Below are 26003 nucleotides of genomic sequence, written 5' to 3' on the forward strand. Positions count from 1 at the left end.
CCCCTCCTTATGCTTTTAACATCAAATTATCTTTATTTTTTGCACCATCGTATTCTCCTTCACCTTGAGAATGGTCAACATCCTTAATAAATGCTAGATATTCATCCCAGAAATGTTTCATAGTGCTTATAATTGGATTTGGTGCAGTTTGACATAGCCCACAAAGAGAGCTTCCTTTAACCATATAAGATAGTTGTTTCAATGCATCTAAATCTGCCATTGTAGCTTTGCCACTAGTAATCTTATTCAATATCTCATATAATCTCTTAGTACCAATCCTTCCTGCTGCACATTTACCACATGCTTCATCCATAGTAAATTCTAGATAAAACTTAGCTATATTAACCATATTATCCGTTTCGTCCATAACTATCATTCCGCCTGATCCCATCATTGAACCTATAGAAAGAAGGCTATCATAATCTATGGGTGTGTCCAAATATTCCTCTGTTATTACGCCTCCTGATGGACCTCCCGTCTGAACTGCCTTAAACTTTTTACCACCTTGTATCCCACCACCAATGTCAAAGATTATTTCCCTTAATGTAGTCCCCATTGGAACCTCTACAAGGCCTACATTATTAATTTTTCCAGCAAGGGCAAATACTTTAGTTCCTTTACTCTTTTCAGTTCCTATGGAAGAAAACCACTCTGATCCCTTTGTTATTATAGGCGGTATATTTGCAAAGGTTTCAACATTATTAACATTAGTTGGATGTCCCCAGTATCCTTCTTGAGCTGGAAAGGGTGGTTTAAAGTCTGGTTCACCCCTTTTACCTTCGCAGGAATTGATAAGAGCAGTTTCTTCACCACATACAAAAGCTCCAGCTCCAAATTTAATATCAATATCAAAGCTAAAATCACTATCAAATATATTTTTCCCTAATAGACCGAGCTCTCTTGACTGCTTAATGGCAGTCTTTAATCTAGATATGGCTAAAGGATATTCTGCACGTATATACACTATTCCCTTATCAGCACCTATTGCATATCCGCCTATTGCCATTGCCTCTATTACACTATGAGGATCTCCCTCTAATATGCTTCTATCCATAAATGCTCCAGGGTCTCCCTCATCTGCATTACATATAATGAATTTAACTTCACTTTCTTGAGACTTTGTTATCTCCCATTTAACCCCAGTGGGAAAGCCTCCACCACCTCTACCTCTAAGTCCTGATTCTTTAACTTCTTTAACTACTTCATCTCTAGACATCTGAGTTAAAGCTTTACCTAAAGCTTCATATCCTCCTAAAGCTATATATTCATATATATCTTCTGGATTAATTAACCCACAATTTCTTAATGCAATTCTAAGCTGTTTTTTATAGAATTCCATATCTTCTTGTTTCCCAATTTTTTTATTATGATGTGGCTCCTTATATAAGAGTCTTTCTACTTTCCTTCCCTTTACTATATGCTCATCAACTATGTCCTTTGCATCCTTTGGTCCTACCCTTACATAAAAGACATTATCTGGCTCAATTTTAACTATGGGTCCTTGCTCACAAAAGCCAAAACATCCTGTTTGTATAACCTTAGCTTCTTCCTCATATCCCCTAGCTTTTATAATTAATTCTAAATTTTTAGCAACCTTTTCACTATCACTTGCTAAGCAACCAGTTCCTCCACATACCATTATATTTGTCCTTGTTTTAGACATTATAAACCTCCTTTCCTATGCTCTTTCGAAATCTATATCTAAAACCATATTTTCTACAACTTCACCGTTCTGAAGATGTTTCTCGAATATTTCATGAACTTTGTCCTTCTTGACATTCCCATATAATATAGGCTTTTGTCCTGGTATATTAACTTGTACAGTTGGTTCTGAATGACAGTATCCAATGCATCCAACAGGCACTACCTTGATGTTATTAATCTTAGATTTATCTATTTCTTCTATAAATTCAGTCAGCGTTTCTCTAGCTCCCGATGATATTCCACATGTTGACATACCAACAAGTATTTCTACTTTATCTCCTTTGACATCACCTTTTTCCCGTAAATTCACTTTTTCCAATGATTCTTCTCTAATCTTTTTCAATTCATCTAGCGATTTTACCTTCATATTCCTACCTCCTAGCTACGATAAGCTTCAATAATGTCATCAAGGTCTTCTTCTTTAACCCTGCCAAAAACTTTATCATCGACCATCACGACTGGAGCTAATCCACATGCCCCAACACAACGTACATCCTTTAAAGTAAAAAGACCATCTTCTGTGATTTCATTTGATTCAACTTCTAGCTTCTCTTTAAGTCTCTCAATGATTTTATCTGCACCCCTTACAAAACAAGCAGTTCCCATACATACGCTAATTGTGTGTTTTCCATTGGGTTTAGTAGTAAAGTATGAGTAAAAGCTTACTACACCAAACACCTCAGCTCCAGGAATACCGAGCTTCCTAGCAATATATAGTTGGACATCCCTTGGTAAATATCCAAATATATTCTGTGCCTTATGAAGTATCTCAATTAATGCTCCTTTTGTAGTCTCCATGTTATCTATGAACTCCTCTAATTCATCGAATTTTTCCTTTGGAAGTTCTTCACTTACTGGTTTAGTGACACTAATGGCTTGTGGTTTTGTCAAAGATTTCACCATCCCTTCTAAATTTTTATTAGTACATTAATAGTTTTCATTGCTTTAATTTTATTAGAATATCTAAAGTGTAGTATTGTGTAAAAGAACAATAATTATAGCTCCAATTAGCAATTTTATTTAAGAAGCCCCCATTTTAACACTTTTATAATAATGCAGTTTTAATACTTGAGGAGATCGTATATGTGCAAATCAAATAATTAGTTTTCTACACAAAAAAACTGACACTAGAAAAAGTGTCAGTTATAAGTTTTAAAAGGCTATTAATTTATAGCACTATATCTTCTATTTCTTAAGTCCGTATAGTAATAATTCTATTGTATCTTCAATTTCCTTATCATCATCCCATTCATTATTGGGCAATATTAAAAATCTTGCAATCAAAAATCCTACTACTGTAGTTGTCATGAACCTAATAATTGTCTCTGTAGGGTATTCCTTTATTTCATTTTTATCCTTAAACCTCTCAACTAACTGAAAGACTCTTACCTTTACATGAGTTGTAAGTGCATCTATATACTCCTCTTTGATTTCTGGATGAAAAGCAATTTCTTGAAGAAAAATTTTAATTACAGGTGCTCTTTTTTTCATAAATTCAAATCTATTTTTTATTAGCACTTTTAGAAAATCTTCAAAGGATGCATAATCATCTTTAAAAACACTGTTTACAAAATCCTTGGCTATAAACGGAGCTACTATCTTTGCCAACGTGGGAGTTACTATAGATAGTAATAATTCCTTTTTTGTTTTAAAATGCCTAAATACAGTTCCTTCTGCAACTCCTGCCTTCTTAGCAATTTCACTAGTTGAAGCACCAGAAAATCCTTTCTCTGAAAATACTTGTATAGCTGCTTCAACTATCTTTATCTGTTTTTCACTTAATTTTACATCTTCATCATCAGTGGAAAGTATATCCTTTATCCATTGTTCATCCGTCATTATCTCCATCCTCTCTATTTCAAGTATTTTCAGTAAAGAAACTAATTAATTAAATTGATCTATACCTTTTCAATGCTAGTATATTTAAGATTATAAACAATACAGAAAAGGCAAGCAAGAACAATATATCCATATAAATACTACTCCATCCCTTGCCTCTAATCATTACCTCTCTTAAAGCATTAGCACCATAAGTTAAAGGCATAATCTTACTAACTCCTCTCAAAATTTTATTAAATGTGTCCAAGTTAAATATACCTGAGAAAAAAACTTGAGGAATTACTACGATTGGTATAAACTGCATCATTTGAAGCTCATTATTTGCAAAAGTTGATAATAGAGTTCCTAATGTTAATGCGGACATTGATAAAAGGAAAGTTATCAATAGAACATAAATAAATGAGCCTTTCATCATTATGCCAAGTACACTAATAGCATACCAGGATATGATAGCAGATTGAATAGTTGTAAATAATCCAAACCCAAAAACATAGCCAAGAACTATTTCATATCTTCTTAGTGGAGTAGATAAAAGCTTCTCTAGTGTTCCACTAGATCTCTCCCTAAGTAAGGAAATACCTGCAATTAGAAACACAAAGAAAAATATAAAAAATCCTATTAATACTGGTCCAAGATTATCAAACAACTCCATATCCTCTCCGCCATATATAAATTGTATATCTGGTTTAGGATTATTTTGACTCTGACTTAATTCTTGCAAAGCATTTTGAAAAACTTCTACAACTCTCTTATTGACACTAGGATCGCTTCCCTCTAATGCTATTTTACTTTTCAATCCATCTCTCTCTATTATAGCATCAATCTCTTTATTCTTTATTAATTCATTAGCCTTATCTAATGAAACATCCTTTAAAATAGCACCATTTTCCACAAGACTATCTTCTATCTGTTCAGGAAAATCATATACTGCAATCTTAGGATCATATTCTTCTCCATTGAAGGTCAAGTTTACTAGGAATAATACTAAAATTGGAGCTAATATCATTAATCCTAGAGTTCTTTTATCTCGAAAAAACTGAGTTATTATTCTAGTTATTAGTGCACTAATTCTCATTTTTTACACCTCCATAATAAAGGAAAGCTTCTTCAATAGAATTTGAATTTGTCTTATCCTTTAACTCTTGTGGTGTCCCAACAGCAATAAGTTTTCCATTTCTTATCATTCCTAATCTATCGCACTTTTCAGCCTCATCCATAACGTGGGTAGTTACTATGATTGTTTTGCCAAGAGCTTTCAACTTATTTAGTTCATCCCAAATCGCTTTTCTTAGAACTGGATCAATACCAACTGTTGGCTCATCTAGTATAAGTATATCTGGATCATGTAAAAGGGCAGTTGCTAGTGATAGCCTTCTTTTCATACCACCCGAATAATTAGAAACAATTTTCTTTAAATCTTCATTAAGATCAACTAAACTAATAACCTCAGTTATTCTTTCTGATAATCTCTTACCTTTAAGTCCATATATTTTACCAAAAAACTTTAAATTCTCTATTGCGCTAAGTTCTTCATAAAGGGCATCAGACTGTGCCATGAAGCCAATATTATTCATTATATTTAAGTCTGGCATCCTAGTATTCAAGACCTCTACATTTCCCCCAGAAGAATTTATTATTCCAGAGATTATCTTAACTAATGTTGTCTTTCCTGCTCCTGAAGGTCCTAATAATCCCAATATTTCTTTAGACTTTACCTTAAGATTAATATCATCCAAAACCTTTTTCTTACCATAAAGCTTATCAATATTACTAATGGATATACAATATTTGTCATCCATAAATACACCTCCTTGCAAAATGAGTGATTACTCACTCTATATTACCCCAGTAAGTTGAATATGTCAAGTGAGTACTCACTCATTGTCTTTTCAATAAAAAAGAATGTCTTTTTTTCATCATTAGACATTCTTTTTATCACTTTATTTATTATCTATTACTTGAGATGTTTCACAATTCGACTTTATATTTAATCTAGTATAAACCAACTATGTACAATCAATAGTTAACACCAAATATTGCTGCTATAAGGTAAAATATCCAAGTACTAAAAAATTAAAAAGTAGTTAACCACTTATCTTTATTTTCTATAGTCTTTTCCACTTTTTATATGATTGTCTCATATCTAAGAATTCCCTCTATGGCATGAACAAAGTCTTTTGTTGCTTTTTCTCTCCACTCTTTGTCCTTTGGATAGAACATCTCAAGAAAATCATCCTCTATTTTTTCTTTGGCTTTTTCATCCTTAGTACTATTGAAATATAATCTATTTTCATCGATCATTGTTTTTAATGATTTTATTGATGCACCCAAGCTATCTCCAAAAGTGCCAAATTCAAAGCATGTACCATAATAATTCTTGTCCTTATGATTTTCTTTCATGTAACGATAGAAATAATCTATCATATCTCCTTGTATTGCATAAAACTCATCTAGATTTGCCTTTTGAACTAATGGATAAGAAAATTTCTCAACCAAATCTTGTGATTTCCTAGTCTCAAGAGAAGAATTAACAATGCTCATTTGATTTCTAGGACCATATCCTGTATGAATATCTATATGGATAATTTTTTCAAAATTCTTCACATGATGGTTATATAAATCTATCATATATTCTGTAGATAACTCATAACCATTTCCTCCATAATATATTCCATTTGGAGTCTCATATTGACCAAGTATAGGAGCTGCCTTAAAATTACTTATACCTGATTTTAATATAGATTGAATCAGGTTTTTATAAAAAACAGCATCATTTAAAGTTTTATTCTTTATTTCACCTTCTGGAGCAAAGAATTTATGTAGCTTCTTATAAAAGACATTAATCTTTTTATCAAATCTATTCCAATTCCAAATAAAGTTTCTATTAAGGTCTATATTATTTTCATTAACCCTTCTCTTATACTTCATTCCCCATGGATTTAATCCATGTACAAGTAAAATTCCAGTATTATTGCTATCTAACTGAGACAAATATGTATCAATGAACCTGTGTAACATTGCTACACCTACATAGGCTTCAATTCCATGTTCACCTGTTGTAATTATAATTAAGTTCTTATTATATTCATTAGGATAAGCAGTAATAGTATCAATAGATATGCTTTTATCATCTTTGCTTATTGGATATTCATGATATTCACACTTTGGCCAAATATTCTTAATATCATCAAATGATTTAAGAAATCTTTGTTTAGATTCTTGGTAATTCTCAAGAAAATATTTATCAGTATTCATTTTTTCCCTCCTAAAATGATCCATAGTTTATAATATAGGCTAGGCCTAGTAATAAAGCGGTAATGACCATAGTAACAATTTGTAGCTTAATAATCCATTTAAACCATTTTGGATAGCTCACTACTGTTAGTCCCAAGCCTATAAGTAAAACGGCATTTGTAGGATAAAGAACATTGGAAAAACCATCTCCAAATGCAAAGGCTAAAATAGTTAGCTGATGATTTACACCAACTAAATCTGCTAGAGGCGTAACGATTGGCATGATTAAAAATGCCTTTGCAGAGCCAGAGCTAATAAAGAAATTCATTATTAAAACTAATAAATATATCAAGAATAGTGACATCATCGGCGTAGTAGTTGATATCTTCATTGCTGCATAATGAAGTATAGTGTCCATAATTCCCCCTTGAGATATAATATGCTTAACACTTGTTGCCATCAAAATTAAAATAACACCTGGAGCTATCCCCAAAACTCCTGTCCAAAATATCTTCACTATTTTTTTATTGGTCAATTCTGATAGCTTCCCTGCACCTACTCCACCTATTAAAAATAAAAGTGCTACTATTGGTAGAGAATAATCCGATAAACCCTGAATAAAAGAAGAAATCATAATAAATATAAACATTAGTAATATGGAACTTCCAAACCATATCGAAGCTCTATAAATCGATTTTTCATTACTTATATCTAAATCCATATGATTATTCTCATTATTTTTCATACTTTTATCTTCTTCATAAACTGGTGATAAAGCTGGATCTTTCTCTATTTTTTTAGCATATTTAACTAAAAAGGTAGTGAGTATAGTATATATAACTATGAATACCAGTAGCCTAAATCCTAATCCTGAAAACATGGGTAACCCAGCTAATTTCTGAGCTACTCCCACAGTAAATGGGTTGGCTACACCAGCTGCAAACCCAAATCCTGCTGCTAATAGGCTCATTCCCAATCCTGTTAATGCATCCCAACCAAAGGAATATGACAAAGCTATGAGTATTGGAATTAGAGGTATAAGCTCTTCAAATATACCGACAACAGAACCTAATAACATAAATGATAATACGATTATTCCCAATAGATAATATTTTCGATGACCAAATTTGCTTATGATTTTTCCAATAATAAATTGCAATAAATTACAACCATTTAATATAGCAAAAGATCCACCTATAATAAGTAAAAACAAGATAATAACAATTACTATTAGTCCATCATCACTCCATAGAACCTCAACTGGAGCTGTGAACCATTTCCATATTGGATATGTGACTTCTTTTGTATAGTGAAATGAATCTGGATTAATGGTCTCTCTTCCATTTATTAATTCTCTTTCATAACTTCCCGATGGAATAATCTGAGTCAATACTCCAGCAATTAATATTAAGACTAATAAAATAAGTACCGATGAAATAAAAGACTTCTTACTAATATTTAAACTATTACTCACCTGTTCCAAAGTGATCTCCCCCTTAATTTAACTCTCAACATTCAATTCTAGCATTATAATCCGTCCTCGAGCCAGTTAACTTTATTATACTATTATTTCTATTGTTAATTGTTAAATCCTTCCTTATCTTTCTAATATAAAAAATATAAGCTCTGGTTTTACCCAGAGCTTATATTTTAAAAATTAAAAAAGTGATTTATTACTTTACCTTCAATTTAAATGTCTTGATTTCATAAGGCTTAATATCAAAAATAAAAGTACCATTGTTTACTTTTATCTCATCAATTTCTTTTTCCATCAGATTACATTCATAGACTTCTTCAAGCTCTTTGTAGAAATCTATGCTTACATTTGTCCTTCTGTTACAAAACTCATACATTCTAATAATTATCTCATCGCTATCCTCTGCTTTTTTTACGGTTTCTATAATCACATTATCTACATCAATATCTATAAAGGCTACTTCTTGTGGTAGATATCCATTGTGACCATCTTCTACTTTTCCATACATGGGACAATTAAGATTATATGCCATTTGAGGTGTTTTTCCTGCTTTCCAATCGCCACTATGGGGATATAAAGAATAAGTAAATCGGTGGACTTCCTTATCTGCATCAGGATTTGGCCATATTGCCGATTTAAGTAAGCTTAATCTCATAACACCATCTTTAATGTCATATCCATATTTACAGTCATTAAGTAGACTAACTCCATAATTATCCTCTGATAAATCTCCCCATTTATGACCACACACTTCAAATCTAGCTAAATCCCAACTAGTATTCCAATGGGTAGGTCTTTCTACATTACCGTATTGAATCTCATAGGTTGCTTTATCAGTATGGATATCTACTGGAAAAGCTACCTTCAATAGAATTTGCTTCTCCTTCCAATCAACTTCATTTTCAAAATCAATACGTGGTATATTATTATAAATATGTATGTACTGAGTAATGGTAGAATCTAAGAATTTCTTTTTGATTCTAATTGTTCCCCTTACAGGGCCATTACTAATTACTTTAATCTCCTCTACATCATTGACTTCCCACATCTTCTCTTGATAATATACATTAATATCCCATGCATCCCAAAGATGTGGTTTATCTTCAAATGCCTGTAAAACATTAGCTCTTTCATTAACTTGTAATACTTCTCTATGATTTTTCTTATCATATATTGAACTAATATTACCTTCTGCATCTAATGCAATATCAAAATAATCATTACTTATTTTATCTGTAGATATGTCCAATAGTTTAATAACTTCACAATTGGCTTCACGTATAACAAATGTCTTATAACCCTTAGCAGGTATATTTTCTACATATGCTATTCCCTTATTTTCATCAATTATTTGAACGGGATAAGCTACACCATCTTTATCAACTAATTCAATATTATCCATACCTTGTGGTATATCAAATGTCACTATATCATCTCTGTTAAAACCTAACTGATTAAATGCAATTAATGATTTTTCCTGTAAATTAACCTTATTAGCAATTCCAACTAATGAATTATCCAATAATTTATTACCTTTATTGATAACCTCTTCATATTGTTCCTTTGACTCTTCATATACTTCTTTAATGGAGCTACCAGGTATAATATCATGGAATTGATTTAGTAGAATAGTCTCCCAACCATCATTGATTTCTTTCTGTGGATATTTTGTATCTTTGTTGATATATGAATTAAATACATTAAAAAACTCTATATCTTGATATAAAAATTCACTTTTTCTATTATATCTTTTATTTCTTGCCATAGAAGTATATGTTCCTCTATGATACTCTAAGTATAATTCACCAACCCATTTTGGTAATCTTTTGTTATCAATTACCCTTTCATTTAACTGATCAAAGTAATCCCTTGTCTTTGTCATCTTCACAGCTGGACATCCTGGAATACCCTTTTCTAAACGTCTAGCGTATTCTAGCATTTCCTTTGTAGGACCTCCGCCACCATCTCCATATCCGAAGCTTACTAAAACTTCATCATTTATATTCTTCTGCTGATATCTATGCCAAGCACCTTTTGCCTGAGCTGGGGTTATATGACCTTCATATCTTGTTTTATGGGAGCCAGCTTTAAAGTCATTATAATCACCAGTAGTAATAAAATATGAAAGTATAGATGATCCATCCAATCCTTCCCATAAGAAAGTATCATATGGTAACTTATTATATTCATTCCAGCTAATCTTTGTAGTCATAAAATAATCTATATCAAATTTCTTAAGTATTTGTGGTAAAGCAGCACTGTAACCGAATACATCAGGTAACCATAGAATTTTATTATCTACTCCAAACTCTTCCTTAAAGAATCGTAAACCAAATAATAATTGTCTTATTAAAGATTCACCAGAAGCAAGATTGCAATCGGCTTCTAACCACATTCCACCTTCAGCTTCCCATCTTCCCTCTTTAATTTTTCCTTTGACTTTTTCATATATTTCAGGATGCTCTTCTTTCAAGAATTTATATAGCTGAGGTTGACTAGACATAAACAGATACTCAGGATACTCTTCCATCAGATTTAATGCAGTTGAAAAGCTTCTAGCAACCTTTTCTCTGGTTTGCTTTAATGTCCATAGCCATGCAACATCAATATGAGTGTGACCAATACATGCAGCCACTACATCTCTATGTCCACAATATTTATTATAAAAATTCTCAGATAAATATTCCCCTACTTTCTCTAAAGATAAATGGTATTCCTTGGAATGGGGCTTTCTTAAATCTAAAATATTAACTGCTTCTGTCAAGTAATTTAATATATCTATATATTCCTTATCATCTTTATCTAGTAAGTTGGTTACCTCTAACGGAACCTTAATATCATAATATACTTTTTCTGTTAATCTATCTAAAACAGCTATTTTCCCTTTAAGCTCTAGCTTACCTTCTTTCATTCCTGTGTAAGCATGCATATCAATTCTGCACTTTTCTCCTGCTTTAGCTTTTTCGCTAATAATTATTTCTCTATGGTTCACATCTAACCCTTGAACTATTTCTCCATTTAAGTAAATGAGAAATTGAGGGTTTATTGCATCCCATTCTCCTTCTCTCCCTGTTTCTACTCCAAAAATAACGGTTTCTCCCTCAAGTTCTGCTGGAATAGTGACCTCTGTTTTAAACCAATATCTCTGATCTTTCCCACCCCATGTACTATTTAAATCAAAGTTAGTCCATCCTTTACTATTTTCCTCTGCCTCTTTGAGATCTTTAAAATCTCCTTGTTTCATTTGAAATTCTTTAATTGATTCTGTTTTGGGATATATATATTCCTTTAAGTCCTTTAGTAATCTATTAATTCGTTCTTGTTGAAAAAACATCCTAAAACTCCCCTCCAACTCTTTAAATTGAGAAAATTGTATGATTACATATTAAATATATTTTTATATAAAATCTTAATATGTAATTCCCTCAACTATATTATAAGCCATTAAATAATCTATAAAATATTAAAAATAGACGGTTTTTTAAGATTATTAGACATTATGAATTTTTTTTCGAAATAAACTCGGTGAGCAACCTTCCCTTGTTTTGAAGAATTGATTAAAATAGTATTGACTTGAAAAGCCTAGTTTTTCAGATATCTGACCTATAGAATATTTTGTGTTTTTTAGTAACTCTTTTGACTTTAAGAATTTAAGCTTACACATGAATTCTTTAGTTGACATTTCTTTGTTTTGTTGAACTATACGACATACTTGCTTGTCACTTAAATGCATATACTCTGCTATATCTTTAGTAGTAATTGTGTTATTAATATTATCTAAAATATATCTCTCAATCTGTATAAATCTATAGTCTTTTTTCTTATATTGTGTATGTAATTGATATGGATAGTCCATGGTTGTGGTAATAGCCCTTGTACTTTCTATTAACAGCATCTGTACAATACTTTTTATTTTATTATAAAAACCAAAATTCTTAGAATATGCTTCCTCTAAAGCTGATTCAAAAAGCCTAAGCAGATGATTAATATCTTTATAGGGCTTACATTGTGAATAATTCAATATATCTAATAGTTGTTTTTCTTCACTTATACTTTCTCCATTCACCTTAATATCACAGTTTAAGCTATACTCTAAATAATCATCTCTTTCATTGTTCATCTGAGTATGATAAACCCCTGGGGCTGTTAAATAAAATTCTCCAGTATTAACATCAAATTCACTATCATCAAGTAATACCTTGCATCCCCCCGATGCAACAAAATGGAATTCATGGCTAGAATGTCTATGACGACTTATATTCCATTCTCCCTTTTTTTCCATTACTCTAAACCATAATATTTCAATATCCATATACTCTGTATTAATCTTTAAATCCAATCTAGATAAAGAATCTGAAGCTTTTAAAATATCAATTTCCATACAATAGCTCCTCTCTCTATACCTGTTTAACATTATGAATACAATTAATCAAATTATATAATTCAAATTTATAAACATTCTTCACAAATCAGGAGATTTCATAAGCTTTTAATTTGTAATTCTCTAAAGCTTCAATAATAGAAATTCCTTATATAATAAAATTGTATAGCAATTTTAGATAAATTACTATACAATTCTATTTAATCTAGTTTATAGTTATTAAAGTTAAATAAATAAGGCTAAGGATTTTATCCCTAGCCCTTATAAAATATTTAAATTGATTTATTATTTTACTTGCTCTACTTCATATCCTAAATTTCTTAAGCTTTCTACTATACCATTATCATTTAACATATGTCCTGCCCCGACTACAAGAAAATAATCATTTTCACTATCTTGTTCAAGCATATCTAAAACTTTTTCAACCATATGTGCATTTCTTACGTCCCATAGCTTCTCATTAAACTCTTTTTCGAGCTCAGATTCTTCTTCTGTCTCTGCAAAGACCAATTGCTCAAGATCTTCCATATCTCCTGATTTCCAATCTTTTAACATTTGACCCATAAGATCATTGGAAGCTTCTTCCCCTTCTAAAACACTCATCAAATACCCTTCTTGTAATTCAGCTGAAAATGAATCAAACATATCTATTTGATATTTTATTCCTTCAAGCTCAATAATCGACTTTCTTCCTGTTGCCATGGATAAAAAGTATAAATCAACTCCCATAGCAGCATTATATGACTGATTTGCCATCTGTAGATTCTGAACTACCATAGCTCCATACCATGGTTTAAGTTTATTATAAACCTCTGGGGCTATTCCATAAGGTGAAAGTATTTCTACATATTTCTTGTAGGTATCTTCTGATATTAACTGGTCAATTGTAGTATCACCTTCCAGCATCATTATTTGTTGTATGTATGCAGTGTCTTCTTGACTAGGTGATAATATATTTGCCTCAACAGCTAAGGCACTAGAGCTATTAAAAGCATCTAATATCTCCTTACTCATTGGATAAACTGATCCATCCGTTGCATGAATTGAGCCTAGAAGATATACAGTATTATCTTCATCATTTACTGTCCAAAAAGCTCCCTTAGCATCAAGCTCTAATGAATATATAAGATGGTCATATACTCTTTTAGCTAAGACTAACATTTCTTGATTTGTACATTCATCCTCTAAGGCATAATTATCATTACCTCTGCCATTAATAAGACCTTGATCTATAAAGTATGTTAGTGCTTCATTTTTAGTATCTCCATCTAAATTTTCAAGCTCTAATGTAGCCTGAATAATATCATAAAATTCTTCTACTACATTACCTCTAGTAATATTAACATCTTTACTTAGTTTTGATTCATCAGTAACGTTAAATCTACTTTCAAAACTTTCTTCAATAGCTAAAAACTGATCACTAATAACTACATTAGTATAGTTTTTATAATTCTCAATAGTTCCAAGATTATATACATTTGACATCTGAATGTCCCAAATTGCCCACGCACTAGGTGACTCAGCTCTTTTAACTTCTGAACTCACTGTTGATGAATCTGCCATAACACTTTGAGACATTATCATCATAATAAGGCCCATAATTAAAAGTACTTTAGAAAATTTCTTCATTATTTCTCCCCATTTCATATTAAATTTATATATGAAGAATTTGCATAAATAATTAAGCAACTCCTTCATTCAATAGCTAAAAATTGCTATTAAATTTAGTTTAAATAATAAATTATAAAACTATTGTATGTAGTTAGTATTTTACATATTTGATAATAATTTGTCAATTGTTTAAGTTAACCTATTATAATAGATAAAGACACTCATTTCATCAATTTAATCTTAATATTATTTTTATTTGCCTTTTCTAAATATATCTAATGTAATAGAAGTTCTCTCAAATGTCCTAATCTGAATTTATCATCAGATAACTTATATACCTTTTCTTTTTGTCCCCATTTATCTATTGCTAAGTAATTCTCTCCTATTATTTGTAAGGAAATATTTTCAGTGTTTGTACTCGGAATAAAATGTAATCTGAAACTCATATCCCCTTTTACAATCTTCTTTTTGCTATGTGTTCTCTTAACCTCATATTCAGAAATTATTTTTACTATTTCTTCAATTTTTTCTTTATCATATATTTCATTTTCTTTTACTATAAATTCACCAGATTCAAATGAAACAAGTTGAACTTGTAGCTCTTTATATGAAAGCTTTGTTTGTGCTTGAAGTAAATCTGATACTTTAACGTACTCCCATGATTTAAATGTTAGCTTTATAATAAATAAAATCATTAGTAATGCTATTATTATGCCTTTCTTATTCAGTACTTTCACTCCCTTATTAATTATCCATAATTCCATTGTTCTAAACTCAATTCTTTATTTATTTTCCTTCCTTGAGAGCTTATCTACTTCAACTATAAGATAAATTAATAGCCCTGCAATTATACCAGAAAAAAATCCGTTAAGTGGTGAACCACTTTGGATATCAGCGGCACTTCTCACAGTTAAATCAATCATTGTTCCTAAAAATCCCCCGACTATTATGCTAAATAAAATTTTCGAAACCATTTTATCTCCCCCTTACACCATGTTTGAAATATTATATATTTATGGAATAAATTTCTATAACTTAATTATAGCATATCTCTTTAAGATGTACATATGTTACCTAATAATCAAGTGATAGAAAATTATATATTAAAAACAATATAAAATAAGCACCTCATCCATAACTATATGAAGTACTTATCTTTATTTCTCAAATAATATTTAGTTTTCTATATTTTAATCCATTTTAAGCTTTGCAAGAGCATCGGCAAGAGCCGTATTAATCGGTTCCTCTTTTTGTTTTTTCTGCTTCTTTAAATATTTATTAACTTCACGCTTAGACACTTTTTGATTATTCTTTTTATTTTCTTGAAATACTGATAATTTCTCTCTGAAGCCACATTTACATACAAAAATTTGTCCATCGCCTTTACCTCGTAATTCTAATTTTTTATGACAGGTAGGACACCTTCTATTAGTTATTCTAGAAATACCTTTTCTATAGCCACATGATCGATCTTGGCAAACTAGCATTTTCCCCTTCTTATTCTTTATCTCAAGCATATACTTACCACAGTCTGGACATTTAGTTCTGGTTAAATTATCATGCCTAAAGGTTTCGTCACTATTTTTAATCTCCTTTACAACCTCTTTAGAATAGTTTTTCATTTCATTAATAAAGGAATTTTTACTTAGTTTTCCCTTAGCAATACGTCCTAACTTCTGCTCCCATTCGGCTGTTAATGCAGGAGATTTTAAGTCCTCAGGTACTAAATCTAAAAGTTGTTTTCCCTTTGAGGTTATATATATTGATTTTCCTTTTTGCTCTATAAAATGGCTATTAAAGAGCTTCTCAATAATATCAGCCCTTGTGGCCACTGTGCCTAATCCTCCAGTTTCACCAATGATTTCGATTAGGTCTTTACTTTCTCCGCCCATATATCTTTTGGGATTTTCCATGGCTGAGAGCAAAGTACCTTCATTAAATGGTGCTGGTGGCTTAGTTTCACCTTGAGTTTCAACTAGCTTTGTAATTTTTATGCTATCACCTTCACTAATTTGGGGTAATATTTGATCCTTTAGATTACTGTCTTCTTCATCTTCATATCCATTATCATAAACTTCTTTCCATCCCTGTTTTTTCACGATTTTACCCTTTGCAGTAAATTGACTATCTCCTATTTCAGCTGTAATAGTGGTTTGCTCATATTCAAAGGGTGGATAAAGCACTGCTAAAAACCTTTTAACTACCAAATCATAAATCTGTCTTTCCTTATATGATAGAGAAACAAGAGAAGCTGATTCCTCAGTTGGAATAATAGCATGATGATCAGATACCTTACTATTATCAACAAAGGATTTATTACCTCTAATTGTTTTTTTCATTACTTTTGAGGTTAATCCTTTATATTCCCCGAAGCTACATGCCTTAAGTCTATCCTTAAGAGTGTCTACTATATCCGTAGTTAAATACCTAGAATCAGTCCTTGGATAAGTTAAAAGCTTATGTCTTTCATATAGATTTTGCATAATAGATAGTGTCTCTTTAGCCGAAAAGTCAAAGATTCTATTAGCGTCTCTTTGAAGTTCTGTTAAATCATAAAGTTTTGGTGAATATGTTTTCTTGTGTTTTCTATCTACTTTAATAACATTTGCAGTCTTGCCTTTAACAGATTTAAAAATCTTATCTCTTTTCTCCTTATTAAAGGTTCTAATATATTTAGACTTATTATCCTGCCAAGTGAGTTTTAGCTCCTGTGCATAAGCTGTTATCCCATAATATGTTTTAGGTTTAAAATTATTAATCTCATCTTGTCTTTGAGCTATCATATTTAATGTAGGGGTTTGTACCCTACCACAAGAAAGCTGTGCATTAAATTTACAAGTTAAGGCCCTAGTTGCATTCATTCCAACATACCAATCTGTCTCTGCCCTAGCAACTGCCGATGCATAAAGATTATTATACTCTTTACCATCTCTTAGTTTATTAAATCCTTCCTTAATAGCTTTATCAGTAACGGAGGAAATCCATAATCGTTTAATAGGCTTGTTTACTCTAGCTTTGTCAATAATCCATCTTGCTACTAGCTCGCCTTCTCGTCCTGCGTCTGTAGCTATGATAATTTCCCTAACATCTTTTCTATGCATAAGACTCTTCACAGTCCCAAATTGTTTACCAGTTTTTTTAATTACTTCTAGCCTCAAAGGAGATGGTAGCATAGGTAAATCTTCTAGTTTCCATGACTTGTATTTGTCATCATATTTCTCAGGCTCAGCTAATGTAACTAAATGCCCTAATGCCCATGTAACTATATATCTGTCCCCTTCAATATATCCATTTTTATTTCTATTACATTTTAACACCCGTGCAATATCCTTACCTACTGATGGTTTTTCAGCTAATACTAATGTACGCATAATTACAAAGTCAACTCCATTCTATACTTTCAATTCTTCTTAATCATATTACAATTGTTCCCTCTATGCAATGTGTAATACATACCTATTTCCTATTTAAAAATAGTTTAGATTATATTTTACTAGGTATAATTTATATATAAGTTATTAAAGTGAACATTGCATATTAAGGTTTTGTGCAATATTGTATTCTCAATAAATACAAATGGGGTGTAAAAATGGCAAATAAAATAATCAATATCAAGGAATTTAAATTTAGAGAGGACGTTGGAGATCCTTTTTTAGCAAGAATGCATCATATAGACTATTATCCTAATGGCAATGAAAATCAAGAAGTACGTAAAGAAGACTTAGAAGGGAAAGTACTAGGTGAAGATTTTAATTTTGATGATGATTGGAAAATGTATTATGGACAAAAAGTACCGGGATTTCCTATGCATCCCCATAGAGGATTTGAAACTGTAACAGTAGTTTTACAAGGTTATGTAGATCATTCTGATTCTTTTGGGGCAACGGGTAGATATGGTGCTGGAGATGTTCAATGGATGACTGCTGGAAGTGGAATGCAGCATGCTGAAATGTTTCCTTTAGTTTATGAAGATAAGGAAAATACCATGGAACTGTTTCAAATATGGTTAAATCTTCCCAGTAAGAATAAGTTCGTAGATCCATATTATAAAATGCTTTGGGCGGAAGATATACCAACTGTAGTAGAAGAAAATGAAACTGGTAGTAAGGCAAAAATAAATGTAATAGCTGGTTCGTATAAGAATAGAGAAAGTTTACCACCTAATCCTGATTCTTGGGCTAATAAAAAGGAAAACAATGTTGGAATTCTAACTATAGAGCTAGAAGCAAACGCAAGCTTTACTCTCCCCAAGATATCACAAACATTAAACAGAAATTTGTACTTTTACAAAGGAGCTAGTATAAATATCCATGGAACTGATATTAAATCAATGAGTAGTATCAAATTAAATGGTAATGAAGAAATTGAAATTATAAATGGAAATAAGAAAAGCTACTTGCTACTCCTAGAGGGTGAACCAATAAATGAATCGGTAGTTAATTATGGTCCTTTTGTTATGAATACTATGAATGAAATCAAACAGGCTTATAAAGACTTTGATGATACTCAATTTGGCGGATGGCCTTGGGATAGAAAAGATCCTGTGAATCCAAAGGATATTGGTAGGTTTGCAAAGTATGACCATAACAACGTAGATTATCGTAAATAGAAAAAAATAATGGTTAGCCAAAAGCTAACCATTATTTTTTAGTTTCTGATATTTTTAAATAGCATCAACTAATCAAAAATATTATACTCTTCTCTATATTCTTCAATTTCATCTGTCAGCTTAAAATTATTTTCTTCAGCTATATTCACAAACTCCTCTATTATTTTAATTAACTCACTATCATTATTACTTCCAATCACTTCCATGTAAGCTTTTCTAGCATCATCTGACATAGCTTTAGAATTATGACCGAAAAGAGGAGTATTATCTGTACCGAAAAGAATAAACCAAACATATTTTTCATATAGTTTTTTAATATCTTCAGTCTTAATTGATTCAGAATATTGATTTAAAAATTCTTCTTGCTTTAATGCTCTTTCCAACACTTCATTCCATTTTATAACTAATGCTCCATCCTTAGCTGGTACTTTATTTGATTCAATTGCCATAATATCAATATAAAGCTTTATATCCGACGTCAAATAGGATTTATACTTATCATAAAACTCATAATTTATTATTGGAAAGTACATTCCTTCAGCTGTTTCAATCTTATAACCAGTCTTGAGTATTCCATTTAAAAATGACTTTAGTTCTTCATCTTCTATTTCTTTAACATTAGTAATATCAGATTCTAATTCATAGATATTCCTTAACTGATTTTGCAAATTCTCATCTTCATAAAATTTCTCTTCCAATTCTGTTAAATCCTTTTTCTGTAATTCTTCAAATTCATTTATCATAATAGATGCGTTAGTTTCTGAAAGAAAATCAATATTCTCATTTATAAATTGAACAATAAAATCTAATTCAACATTCTCTTCAACTAACCTATCAAACTCATTCATTATCTCTTTATTTTGATTTTCATTTTTTTTATCCTCTGAATCTTCGTTTATCTCTTCATTAATAGTATCTGAGCCTGTTTCAATTATGAAACTAGAGCATCCCATTTGAAATACTAATGTAGTTGCCAAAACTAAACCAATAATTCCTTTTTTATATCTCATTTAAGGCCTCCTTATTATATTGACATTTCTAAACATATAATTATATCTTTACTCTTTATTTAGACGAACTAATATCATAATAGTTCCCTTATTTTCTTAATCTACTTCTCGTCTACAGGATCATAGCCAATAACAGTCCATATACCTGTTGCATCTTGCCTTACAACCTTTTGTAAATAAACCTTCTCTATAGGAGTAACATCTCCACTTACCTCTACGATAGCATCTTTACCATTATTTTGAATTATTTTTAAATCTTCCTTTTTAATTGGATACTCTCCAGTTATACCCTCTGGGGAAATCTCTAGACTTATAAAAACTTGAACAACATAGACAGGATCAAGTTTCCATGGTGAACTTCCAGAATCAACACTTCTTTGAGTAGCTTCTTCCACCTCTAAATCTACAGGTATTTCTACTTGTGGTATGTTTAAATATTCTTCATTAGATGGCGAAACTTTAAACTCTCCATCACTTAAATCCTCTACAAATAATGTCAATTCCTCAATTGAAGTGTCTCCTAAAACAGCATATTCAAAATCAGCTTCCTTCCAACGTATAGAAGTAATATTAGTCATACCTTCATATAATCCACTTCCCCTTAGGATTCCCACATTTTCAAATATTGGAGATTGAATTTCAGCAATATTCCCATTAACCTTTCCTAAAATAGCTGTACTAGAATATTTAAACTTACTATCCGATTTACCCTGTACAATCAAAATCTTTTTTCCTGTTTCTTGGTCTACATAATGGAACTTTACAATCTTCTTACTAGTAATAATTCCTATTCTGTCTTGAATGTATCCAGTAGGTATATCCTGTGGTATTTTAGGCATAAATCCAATAATCTCTTTAGCTTCTTCCACGCTATTTACTAATTGCTCAGAATTTTCATTAACCTCATCAAATCCATCAGGTAATTTATATACTGTTAATTCTTCTGGTATATCATTGTTAAACTCAATATCTGTATAGGTTATAGTATATTGAATTGCCTTTTGCATTGCATTTTCTTTCTGTAATGGTAATTTTGTTTCTTGATCAATCCACAATTTATAAGGAGTCCCTCCTTTTGGAGATACCTCTAGGATATAAGTGTCTCTTCCAGCTATAACATCTTCTCCAATAACTTCAGTTGATAATGCATTCTTTGCATCTTCAATTTCATTTCCTAACTCAAACATAAACTTATATCCATCAGGAAAGGCTGGAAACACATGGACTTGCTTCTCCTCAGGTCGAATCTGCCATTTCTTCTCACCATTATTCACTGTTACTAAATCTTTTTGTGCTCCTTCTAACCCTTTCATATAATAATGACCTTCTTTATCTATCCATACTTCTATTTTACTTTGTGTTGTTTTCTTACCATTTCCACTGGTTTCAACTATTTTAAGAAACCCATGATATGCCTCAACTTCTTTATATGCTTGCTCCATAGCATAAATAACGTTATTTTTTTCAAACGATGGGATGAAATTTACCATAATTGCTATAACTAAAATTGCTGCTATGCTTGCTACACTATTAAATAATACTCTCTTTCTTTTTTTAGTAGATTTCTTTTCTTCCAATTTGCTTTCTATATTACGAATTATTTTTTTAGGGAAATCTTTCTCTGGCATGTCAGGCTCTTTGAGACTATGAACCTTTCTAGCAACATGAAAAAGCTCCTGTAATTCTTTTGAATTATCTGTGGATTGCTGTTCGTCGTAGCCTTTTCCTTTATTCAAACTATCAATATAATCAGATATCTTTTTTTCATCATGATTCATCCAAATTTCCTCCTTCAACTAATTATCCTTCTCAATTATTTGGGCAAGCTTTTTCAGTGCACGATATTGTAATACACGAATGGCACCTTCTGTTTTTTCCATCTTGTTAGCTGTTTCAGCTACTGAAAAACCACTAATTATCCTTAACTCCACTACCCTACGCTGCTCATCAGTTAAATCCTTTAGTGCATTCTCTATAAGCATACGTTGAGTACTATTTTCTGCAGGATCATCTACTGCTGTTTTAGACGGATTAATCAACTCCAAGTTAACCCTTGGACCATAACGTTTGTTTTTTCGCCATCTATCTCTAATAATATTCAGTGCTACAGTTTTAAAAAAAGCAATATAACTATCAGGATTAGTGCCTTTCTTCTGAATATAAGATAATGCTTTAATATAGGTTTCTTGAGTTATGTCCTCTGCTTCTTCGCGATTTTGAACTTTATAGTATATATAGCGATATAAAGATTCCCATGTAGATAGACAAATTTCTTCTATATTATTCAAGGCACTATCTTGTCTTTTCTTGAAGCTTCCTATTTTGAACATAAGTTAAAATCCCTTCTTTCCTGGCCAGTTTGTTTACACTATTAATGACGAATAAAGGGGTAAAATGTTACTTACTAATTTCATTATTTTAATTATATATATATTCAATGTACTTCTAGCGCCATATAATACTCTAATTTTCGTCATTTCAGCTAATTTTTATGATTTAATTGCGGTAGCAATTAATCTATGGTATAATAGTTGCGATAGCAATTAACTAGGAGGTGTATTATGAAACTGGACTCAATTGGTAGATATATTTCTTCAATCTATAGACATCAAAGCATATTAATAAATAAGTATTTTGAAAAATATGGTTTTGGAAGTGGCCAATATATTTTTCTTATTAATATCTCCAAGAATGAAGGAATAAATCAGAAGCAATTAAGTGAAAATGTAAAGATTGATAGGGCCAATACCAATAGAGCTATTAAAAAGCTTGAAAAACTAGGCTATATTTATACTGTGGAGGATAAAGAAGATAGAAGAAGTAGAAAATCTTTTCTCACTGAGAAAGGAAAAGAAATAATTCCTCTAGTGATAAAAGATTTAGCAAATATAACAGAAATCATGGCTCAAGGTATGGACGATAATCAAAGAGAAAAGTTACTTGAATTGTTACAACTAATTGAAAAGAATATTATGCTAGAAGTCGACAACATAAGAAAGGATAAATGCAAATGAAATCAAAACGAAGGACAAATATGACTGAAGGAAATATAGGAAAAACCCTAAGGGATTTAACTATCCCTATGATATTAGGAATCTTAGGAATGGTTTCTTTTAATTTAGCAGACACATATTTTGTAGGACAGTTAGGAACAAAACAAATAGCAGCACTAACATTTACTTTCCCTGTAGTATTAGTACTTAATAGCTTAAACCTAGGAATTGGTATAGGTGCTTCTGCCGTTATTTCTAAAGCAGTTGGTGAAAAGAATAGAGATAAAGTTGTGAGACTTGCAACTGATAGCTTAACTCTAGGACTGATTTTTGCTATAATTGCAATGATAATTGGAGAACTAACTATTGAGCCTTTATTCACCTTATTAGGTGCTGATCAAGGAACTATACCTTATATCACTGAATATATGAGTATATGGTACGCAGGAGTTCCTTTCGTCGTAATCCCTATGATTGGTAATAATGCCATTAGGGCATTGGGAGATACAAAGACACCTAGTATGGTTATGATGACGTCTGCAGGTGTGAACATTTTACTAGATCCATTATTGATTTTCGGAGTAGGTCTTTTCCCAGAATTAGGTGTATCTGGTGCAGCTTTAGCAACAGTATTTGCAAGGGCTCTTACGTTCTTTGTAGCATTATACATTTTAATAATAAGGGAGAAAGTAATTTCATTAAAAGTTATCAAATTTAAAGAGCTGATTGACTCATGGAAAACTATCTTATTCATTGGGATGCCCAATGCAGTAGCAAAAATGGTTATTCCAATAGGAGCTGGAATAATCACTGGCCTAATCGCAAATTTCGGAACTGAAGCCGTAGCTGGTTATGGAATAGCAACTAAGCTAGAGTATTTTGCAATATGTATAGTAAATGCTTTATCATCAGTTATGCCTGTATATGTAGGCCAAAATTTTGGTGCTAAAAAAATAGATAGAATTAAAGATGGAGTAACAATCAGTGAAAAGTTTTCTATTATATCAGGACTAGTAATTTATGCTATTTTAGCTATTGTAGCAAGACCACTTTCCTATCTATTTACAGATAGTAAGGCTGTTTCTGATGTTATAGTTACTTATTTAAGAATTGTACCTTTAGGATATACTTTCCAAGGAGTACTTCTCATTATTAATGGAGCTTTAAACGCTCTTCATAAGCCATTTAAAGCGGCTTTAGTAAATATATCACAGATGCTAATTCTATATGTACCTCTAGCAATCATTACTTCTAAGTATTTTGGTATAAAGGGGATCTTTACTTCATTGGTAGCTTCATATATAACTGTAGGTGCTATATCTCACTTTATCATTCATAAAGATATAAGTAGAATAAAGCGTAGATTATCAGCTTAGTATATTCTTCTATAAAAATATATTTTATGTTTATCTAAGCAAGAAGAACCGGCAGTATGAATTACAAACTGCCGGTTTTATAATACTTATTATCTCTCAATTATTTTTGTTTACGTACAATAAATGTAGCTCCTCCGATGGCAATTACTGAACCTGCTGCTACTAGCGGAGTAGTAGTTCCCATTCCATCATCTTTTTTATCTTCTTCAGAACCAGTTTTATCAGAGTCATCAGCTAAATCAGAGTCATCAGTTAAATCTGTTGAATACATTAATTCAGCTTGCTGTCCTTCAACTACTTTAACCTCATCTCTACCAAAAATTCCATATAGGTATTCAGCATTTTCTTCTGTATATGGTTTTATTCCTATTTCTACATAATTATCAAATGGACCTGTATGTGTAACTATAAATCCCTTGTCTGCTATCTCATCTTTATTATCTTCAAAAAGATATTTATCAACCTCTCCTTGCTTTTTAATGATGTCTTCATCTACTGATGCTTTTTCTAATTCAGGACTTAATGCTGTCGCTGTTGTTAAACCTGATGTTCTCATCAGTACTGCTTCTTCTCCTTCAATTACCTTTATTTGATCTTTTCCAAATATGTTATAGAGATATTCTGCATTTTCCTCAGTATATGGTGATATCCCTATTTCGATAATATTTTTTAATGGTCCTGTATATGTCACCTTAAATCCTTGATTAGCTATCTCATCTGAATGATCTTCAAATAAATACTTATCTATTTCTCTTTGCTTTTTAAGAATATCTTCATCTACTGATGATTTATTCAATACAGAGCTTGATACAGTTATGTTTGATCCCACTGTAGCTTTTATTTCTAATTGTTTAAGTCCTGTATCAGATGGTGAATCTCCCCCACCTGTATCTGCAAATGCCACTCCTGTTGACAGTACTGTTATACATGAACCTAAAATTAGTGTTTTTATAACTTTTGAATTTATCATAATTTTTCCTCCTTAATGGCTTAATCTTATAAAAGTTAATTTAGTTACTTAGTTATCTCATTATTTACATCTTAATTCTATATTATGATTCTTTTATCCGATTTCAAGAAGATGTCTTAATCTTTCCTAATCGGATAAATTCTCTGTTTAGCTCTTAACTACTTTGAATTAATTAGTATTCAATATTTGGACATCGTCATTATAATATAATAAAGTGAATAAATTACCTCCTTTCTCCATATGTCTTTACTGATTAGACGTTACAATGAATGTTTTGTTCCTAATTGGTTATATTCCATTTTTTTACATAACACATGTGATTTATTAAATGTAACATTAAAAATTTAATTCTAATTCAATAAAATTAGCATTGATGCAATAAAAGTGTCTTTTTATAAAGTACATATAAAAAAGCGATTGATCTTTGACCAATCGCTTCAAATTTTAATTATCCAACAACCATAAAAACTAATGGTAAAATTCCAAAAGCTAAATTTACAATGAAATGACAAATAATTAGAGGTAATAACCTTTTCTGTTTTAAATATATTATGCCACTCACAATCCCCCAAAAGAAAAATGCTACCCCATATACCAAAGCTCCTTGTAATGATACCGCCAAAACTATGTGCTGCAAAGCAAATCCAATAGAAGGGATTAAAATACCAATCCAAACTTTTTTATATTTAGATATAAATTTATTTTGAGCATATCCTCTATACATTAGCTCTTCCATTGGAGCATTTAAAAATGGAAATATAAAAGATATATCTAAGTTTAAAATTCTATGTCTTATAGA

General features: G+C 31.1%; 22 protein-coding genes. 3 read left to right on the forward strand and 19 right to left on the reverse strand.

Translation table 11 applies throughout. The features are described from left to right. Positions 1 to 7 precede the first annotated feature (7 nt). The 14 genes from JMO20_RS02765 to JMO20_RS02830 all read right to left on the reverse strand — a co-directional run bounded on the left by JMO20_RS02765 (position 8) and on the right by JMO20_RS02830 (position 17617). Positions 8 to 1663, reverse strand: a complete 1656-nt coding sequence (locus JMO20_RS02765) for a NuoF family protein (protein WP_202707966.1) — start codon at positions 1661 to 1663, stop codon at positions 8 to 10. Between the two features lie 15 nt (positions 1664 to 1678). Beyond that, positions 1679 to 2071 (reverse strand): (2Fe-2S) ferredoxin domain-containing protein, encoded by a 393-nt coding sequence (locus JMO20_RS02770; protein WP_202707967.1) that lies wholly within the window; start codon positions 2069 to 2071, stop codon positions 1679 to 1681. A gap of 11 nt (positions 2072 to 2082) precedes the next feature. Then, positions 2083 to 2595 (reverse strand): NADH-quinone oxidoreductase subunit NuoE family protein, encoded by a 513-nt coding sequence (locus JMO20_RS02775; protein WP_202707969.1) that lies wholly within the window; start codon positions 2593 to 2595, stop codon positions 2083 to 2085. 294 nt (positions 2596 to 2889) lie between these two features. Next, on the reverse strand, positions 2890 to 3543 hold the full coding sequence (locus JMO20_RS02780; protein WP_202707970.1) for a TetR/AcrR family transcriptional regulator: 654 nt from the start codon (positions 3541 to 3543) through the stop codon (positions 2890 to 2892). A 49-nt stretch (positions 3544 to 3592) separates the two neighbouring features. Next, positions 3593 to 4618, reverse strand: coding sequence for an ABC transporter permease (locus JMO20_RS02785; RefSeq protein ID WP_202707971.1), 1026 nt, complete (start codon positions 4616 to 4618; stop codon positions 3593 to 3595). Then, positions 4608 to 5342: an ABC transporter ATP-binding protein gene (locus tag JMO20_RS02790; RefSeq protein WP_202707972.1), complete on the reverse strand. Its 735-nt coding sequence runs from the start codon at positions 5340 to 5342 to the stop codon at positions 4608 to 4610. Before JMO20_RS02790 ends, JMO20_RS02785 begins: the two co-directional genes overlap by 11 nt. A gap of 325 nt (positions 5343 to 5667) precedes the next feature. Beyond that, positions 5668 to 6798, reverse strand: coding sequence for a M14 family metallopeptidase (locus tag JMO20_RS02795; RefSeq protein ID WP_202707973.1), 1131 nt, complete (start codon positions 6796 to 6798; stop codon positions 5668 to 5670). A 10-nt stretch (positions 6799 to 6808) separates the two neighbouring features. Further along, complete coding sequence (locus tag JMO20_RS02800) at positions 6809 to 8251, reverse strand: YfcC family protein (RefSeq protein WP_341533972.1); 1443 nt, start codon at positions 8249 to 8251, stop codon at positions 6809 to 6811. 199 nt (positions 8252 to 8450) lie between these two features. Continuing rightward, entirely contained in the window at positions 8451 to 11588 is a 3138-nt protein-coding gene (locus tag JMO20_RS02805; protein WP_202707976.1) for an alpha-mannosidase, read from the reverse strand. A 156-nt stretch (positions 11589 to 11744) separates the two neighbouring features. Beyond that, positions 11745 to 12635 (reverse strand): AraC family transcriptional regulator, encoded by an 891-nt coding sequence (locus JMO20_RS02810; RefSeq protein ID WP_202707978.1) that lies wholly within the window; start codon positions 12633 to 12635, stop codon positions 11745 to 11747. A gap of 285 nt (positions 12636 to 12920) precedes the next feature. Further along, positions 12921 to 14264: a TraB/GumN family protein gene (locus JMO20_RS02815; RefSeq protein ID WP_202707980.1), complete on the reverse strand. Its 1344-nt coding sequence runs from the start codon at positions 14262 to 14264 to the stop codon at positions 12921 to 12923. Positions 14265 to 14521: 257 nt separating this feature from the next. After that, positions 14522 to 15010, reverse strand: a complete 489-nt coding sequence (locus JMO20_RS02820) for a hypothetical protein (protein WP_202707982.1) — start codon at positions 15008 to 15010, stop codon at positions 14522 to 14524. 18 nt (positions 15011 to 15028) lie between these two features. Next, positions 15029 to 15220 carry a hypothetical protein gene (locus JMO20_RS02825; RefSeq protein WP_202707984.1) on the reverse strand — a complete coding sequence of 64 codons (192 nt, stop codon included), beginning with the start codon at positions 15218 to 15220 and terminating at the stop codon, positions 15029 to 15031. Positions 15221 to 15436: 216 nt separating this feature from the next. Then, the gene (locus JMO20_RS02830; protein WP_207753420.1) at positions 15437 to 17617 is read right to left on the reverse strand and encodes a DNA topoisomerase III; all 2181 of its coding nucleotides are present in this window, start codon (positions 17615 to 17617) and stop codon (positions 15437 to 15439) included. A gap of 218 nt (positions 17618 to 17835) precedes the next feature. Between JMO20_RS02830 and JMO20_RS02835 the strand changes: the two genes are divergently transcribed. Then, positions 17836 to 18855 (forward strand): pirin family protein, encoded by a 1020-nt coding sequence (locus JMO20_RS02835; RefSeq protein ID WP_202707986.1) that lies wholly within the window; start codon positions 17836 to 17838, stop codon positions 18853 to 18855. A gap of 68 nt (positions 18856 to 18923) precedes the next feature. On the opposite strand, the gene JMO20_RS02840 is transcribed toward JMO20_RS02835, so the two are convergent. The 3 genes from JMO20_RS02840 to JMO20_RS02850 form a co-directional block, all read right to left on the reverse strand. Beyond that, complete coding sequence (locus tag JMO20_RS02840) at positions 18924 to 19865, reverse strand: hypothetical protein (RefSeq protein WP_202707988.1); 942 nt, start codon at positions 19863 to 19865, stop codon at positions 18924 to 18926. 101 nt (positions 19866 to 19966) lie between these two features. Continuing rightward, positions 19967 to 21643, reverse strand: a complete 1677-nt coding sequence (locus tag JMO20_RS02845; RefSeq protein WP_202707990.1) for a LolA family protein — start codon at positions 21641 to 21643, stop codon at positions 19967 to 19969. 18 nt (positions 21644 to 21661) lie between these two features. Continuing rightward, entirely contained in the window at positions 21662 to 22195 is a 534-nt protein-coding gene (locus tag JMO20_RS02850; protein WP_202707992.1) for an RNA polymerase sigma factor, read from the reverse strand. 231 nt (positions 22196 to 22426) lie between these two features. Between JMO20_RS02850 and JMO20_RS02855 the strand changes: the two genes are divergently transcribed. Next, on the forward strand, positions 22427 to 22879 hold the full coding sequence (locus JMO20_RS02855) for a MarR family winged helix-turn-helix transcriptional regulator (RefSeq protein WP_202707994.1): 453 nt from the start codon (positions 22427 to 22429) through the stop codon (positions 22877 to 22879). 20 nt (positions 22880 to 22899) lie between these two features. Continuing rightward, entirely contained in the window at positions 22900 to 24234 is a 1335-nt protein-coding gene (locus JMO20_RS02860) for an MATE family efflux transporter (protein ID WP_202707996.1), read from the forward strand. A 100-nt stretch (positions 24235 to 24334) separates the two neighbouring features. Here JMO20_RS02860 and JMO20_RS02865 read toward each other — a convergent pair whose 3' ends face one another. Then, complete coding sequence (locus tag JMO20_RS02865; protein WP_202707998.1) at positions 24335 to 25204, reverse strand: hypothetical protein; 870 nt, start codon at positions 25202 to 25204, stop codon at positions 24335 to 24337. Positions 25205 to 25652: 448 nt separating this feature from the next. Beyond that, positions 25653 to 26000: a CPBP family intramembrane glutamic endopeptidase gene (locus tag JMO20_RS02870; protein WP_341533973.1), complete on the reverse strand. Its 348-nt coding sequence runs from the start codon at positions 25998 to 26000 to the stop codon at positions 25653 to 25655. Positions 26001 to 26003 lie beyond the last annotated feature (3 nt).

The organism is Sporosalibacterium faouarense (genome assembly GCF_016765695.1).
GTDB classification, from domain to species: domain Bacteria; phylum Bacillota; class Clostridia; order Tissierellales; family VENL01; genus Sporosalibacterium; species Sporosalibacterium faouarense.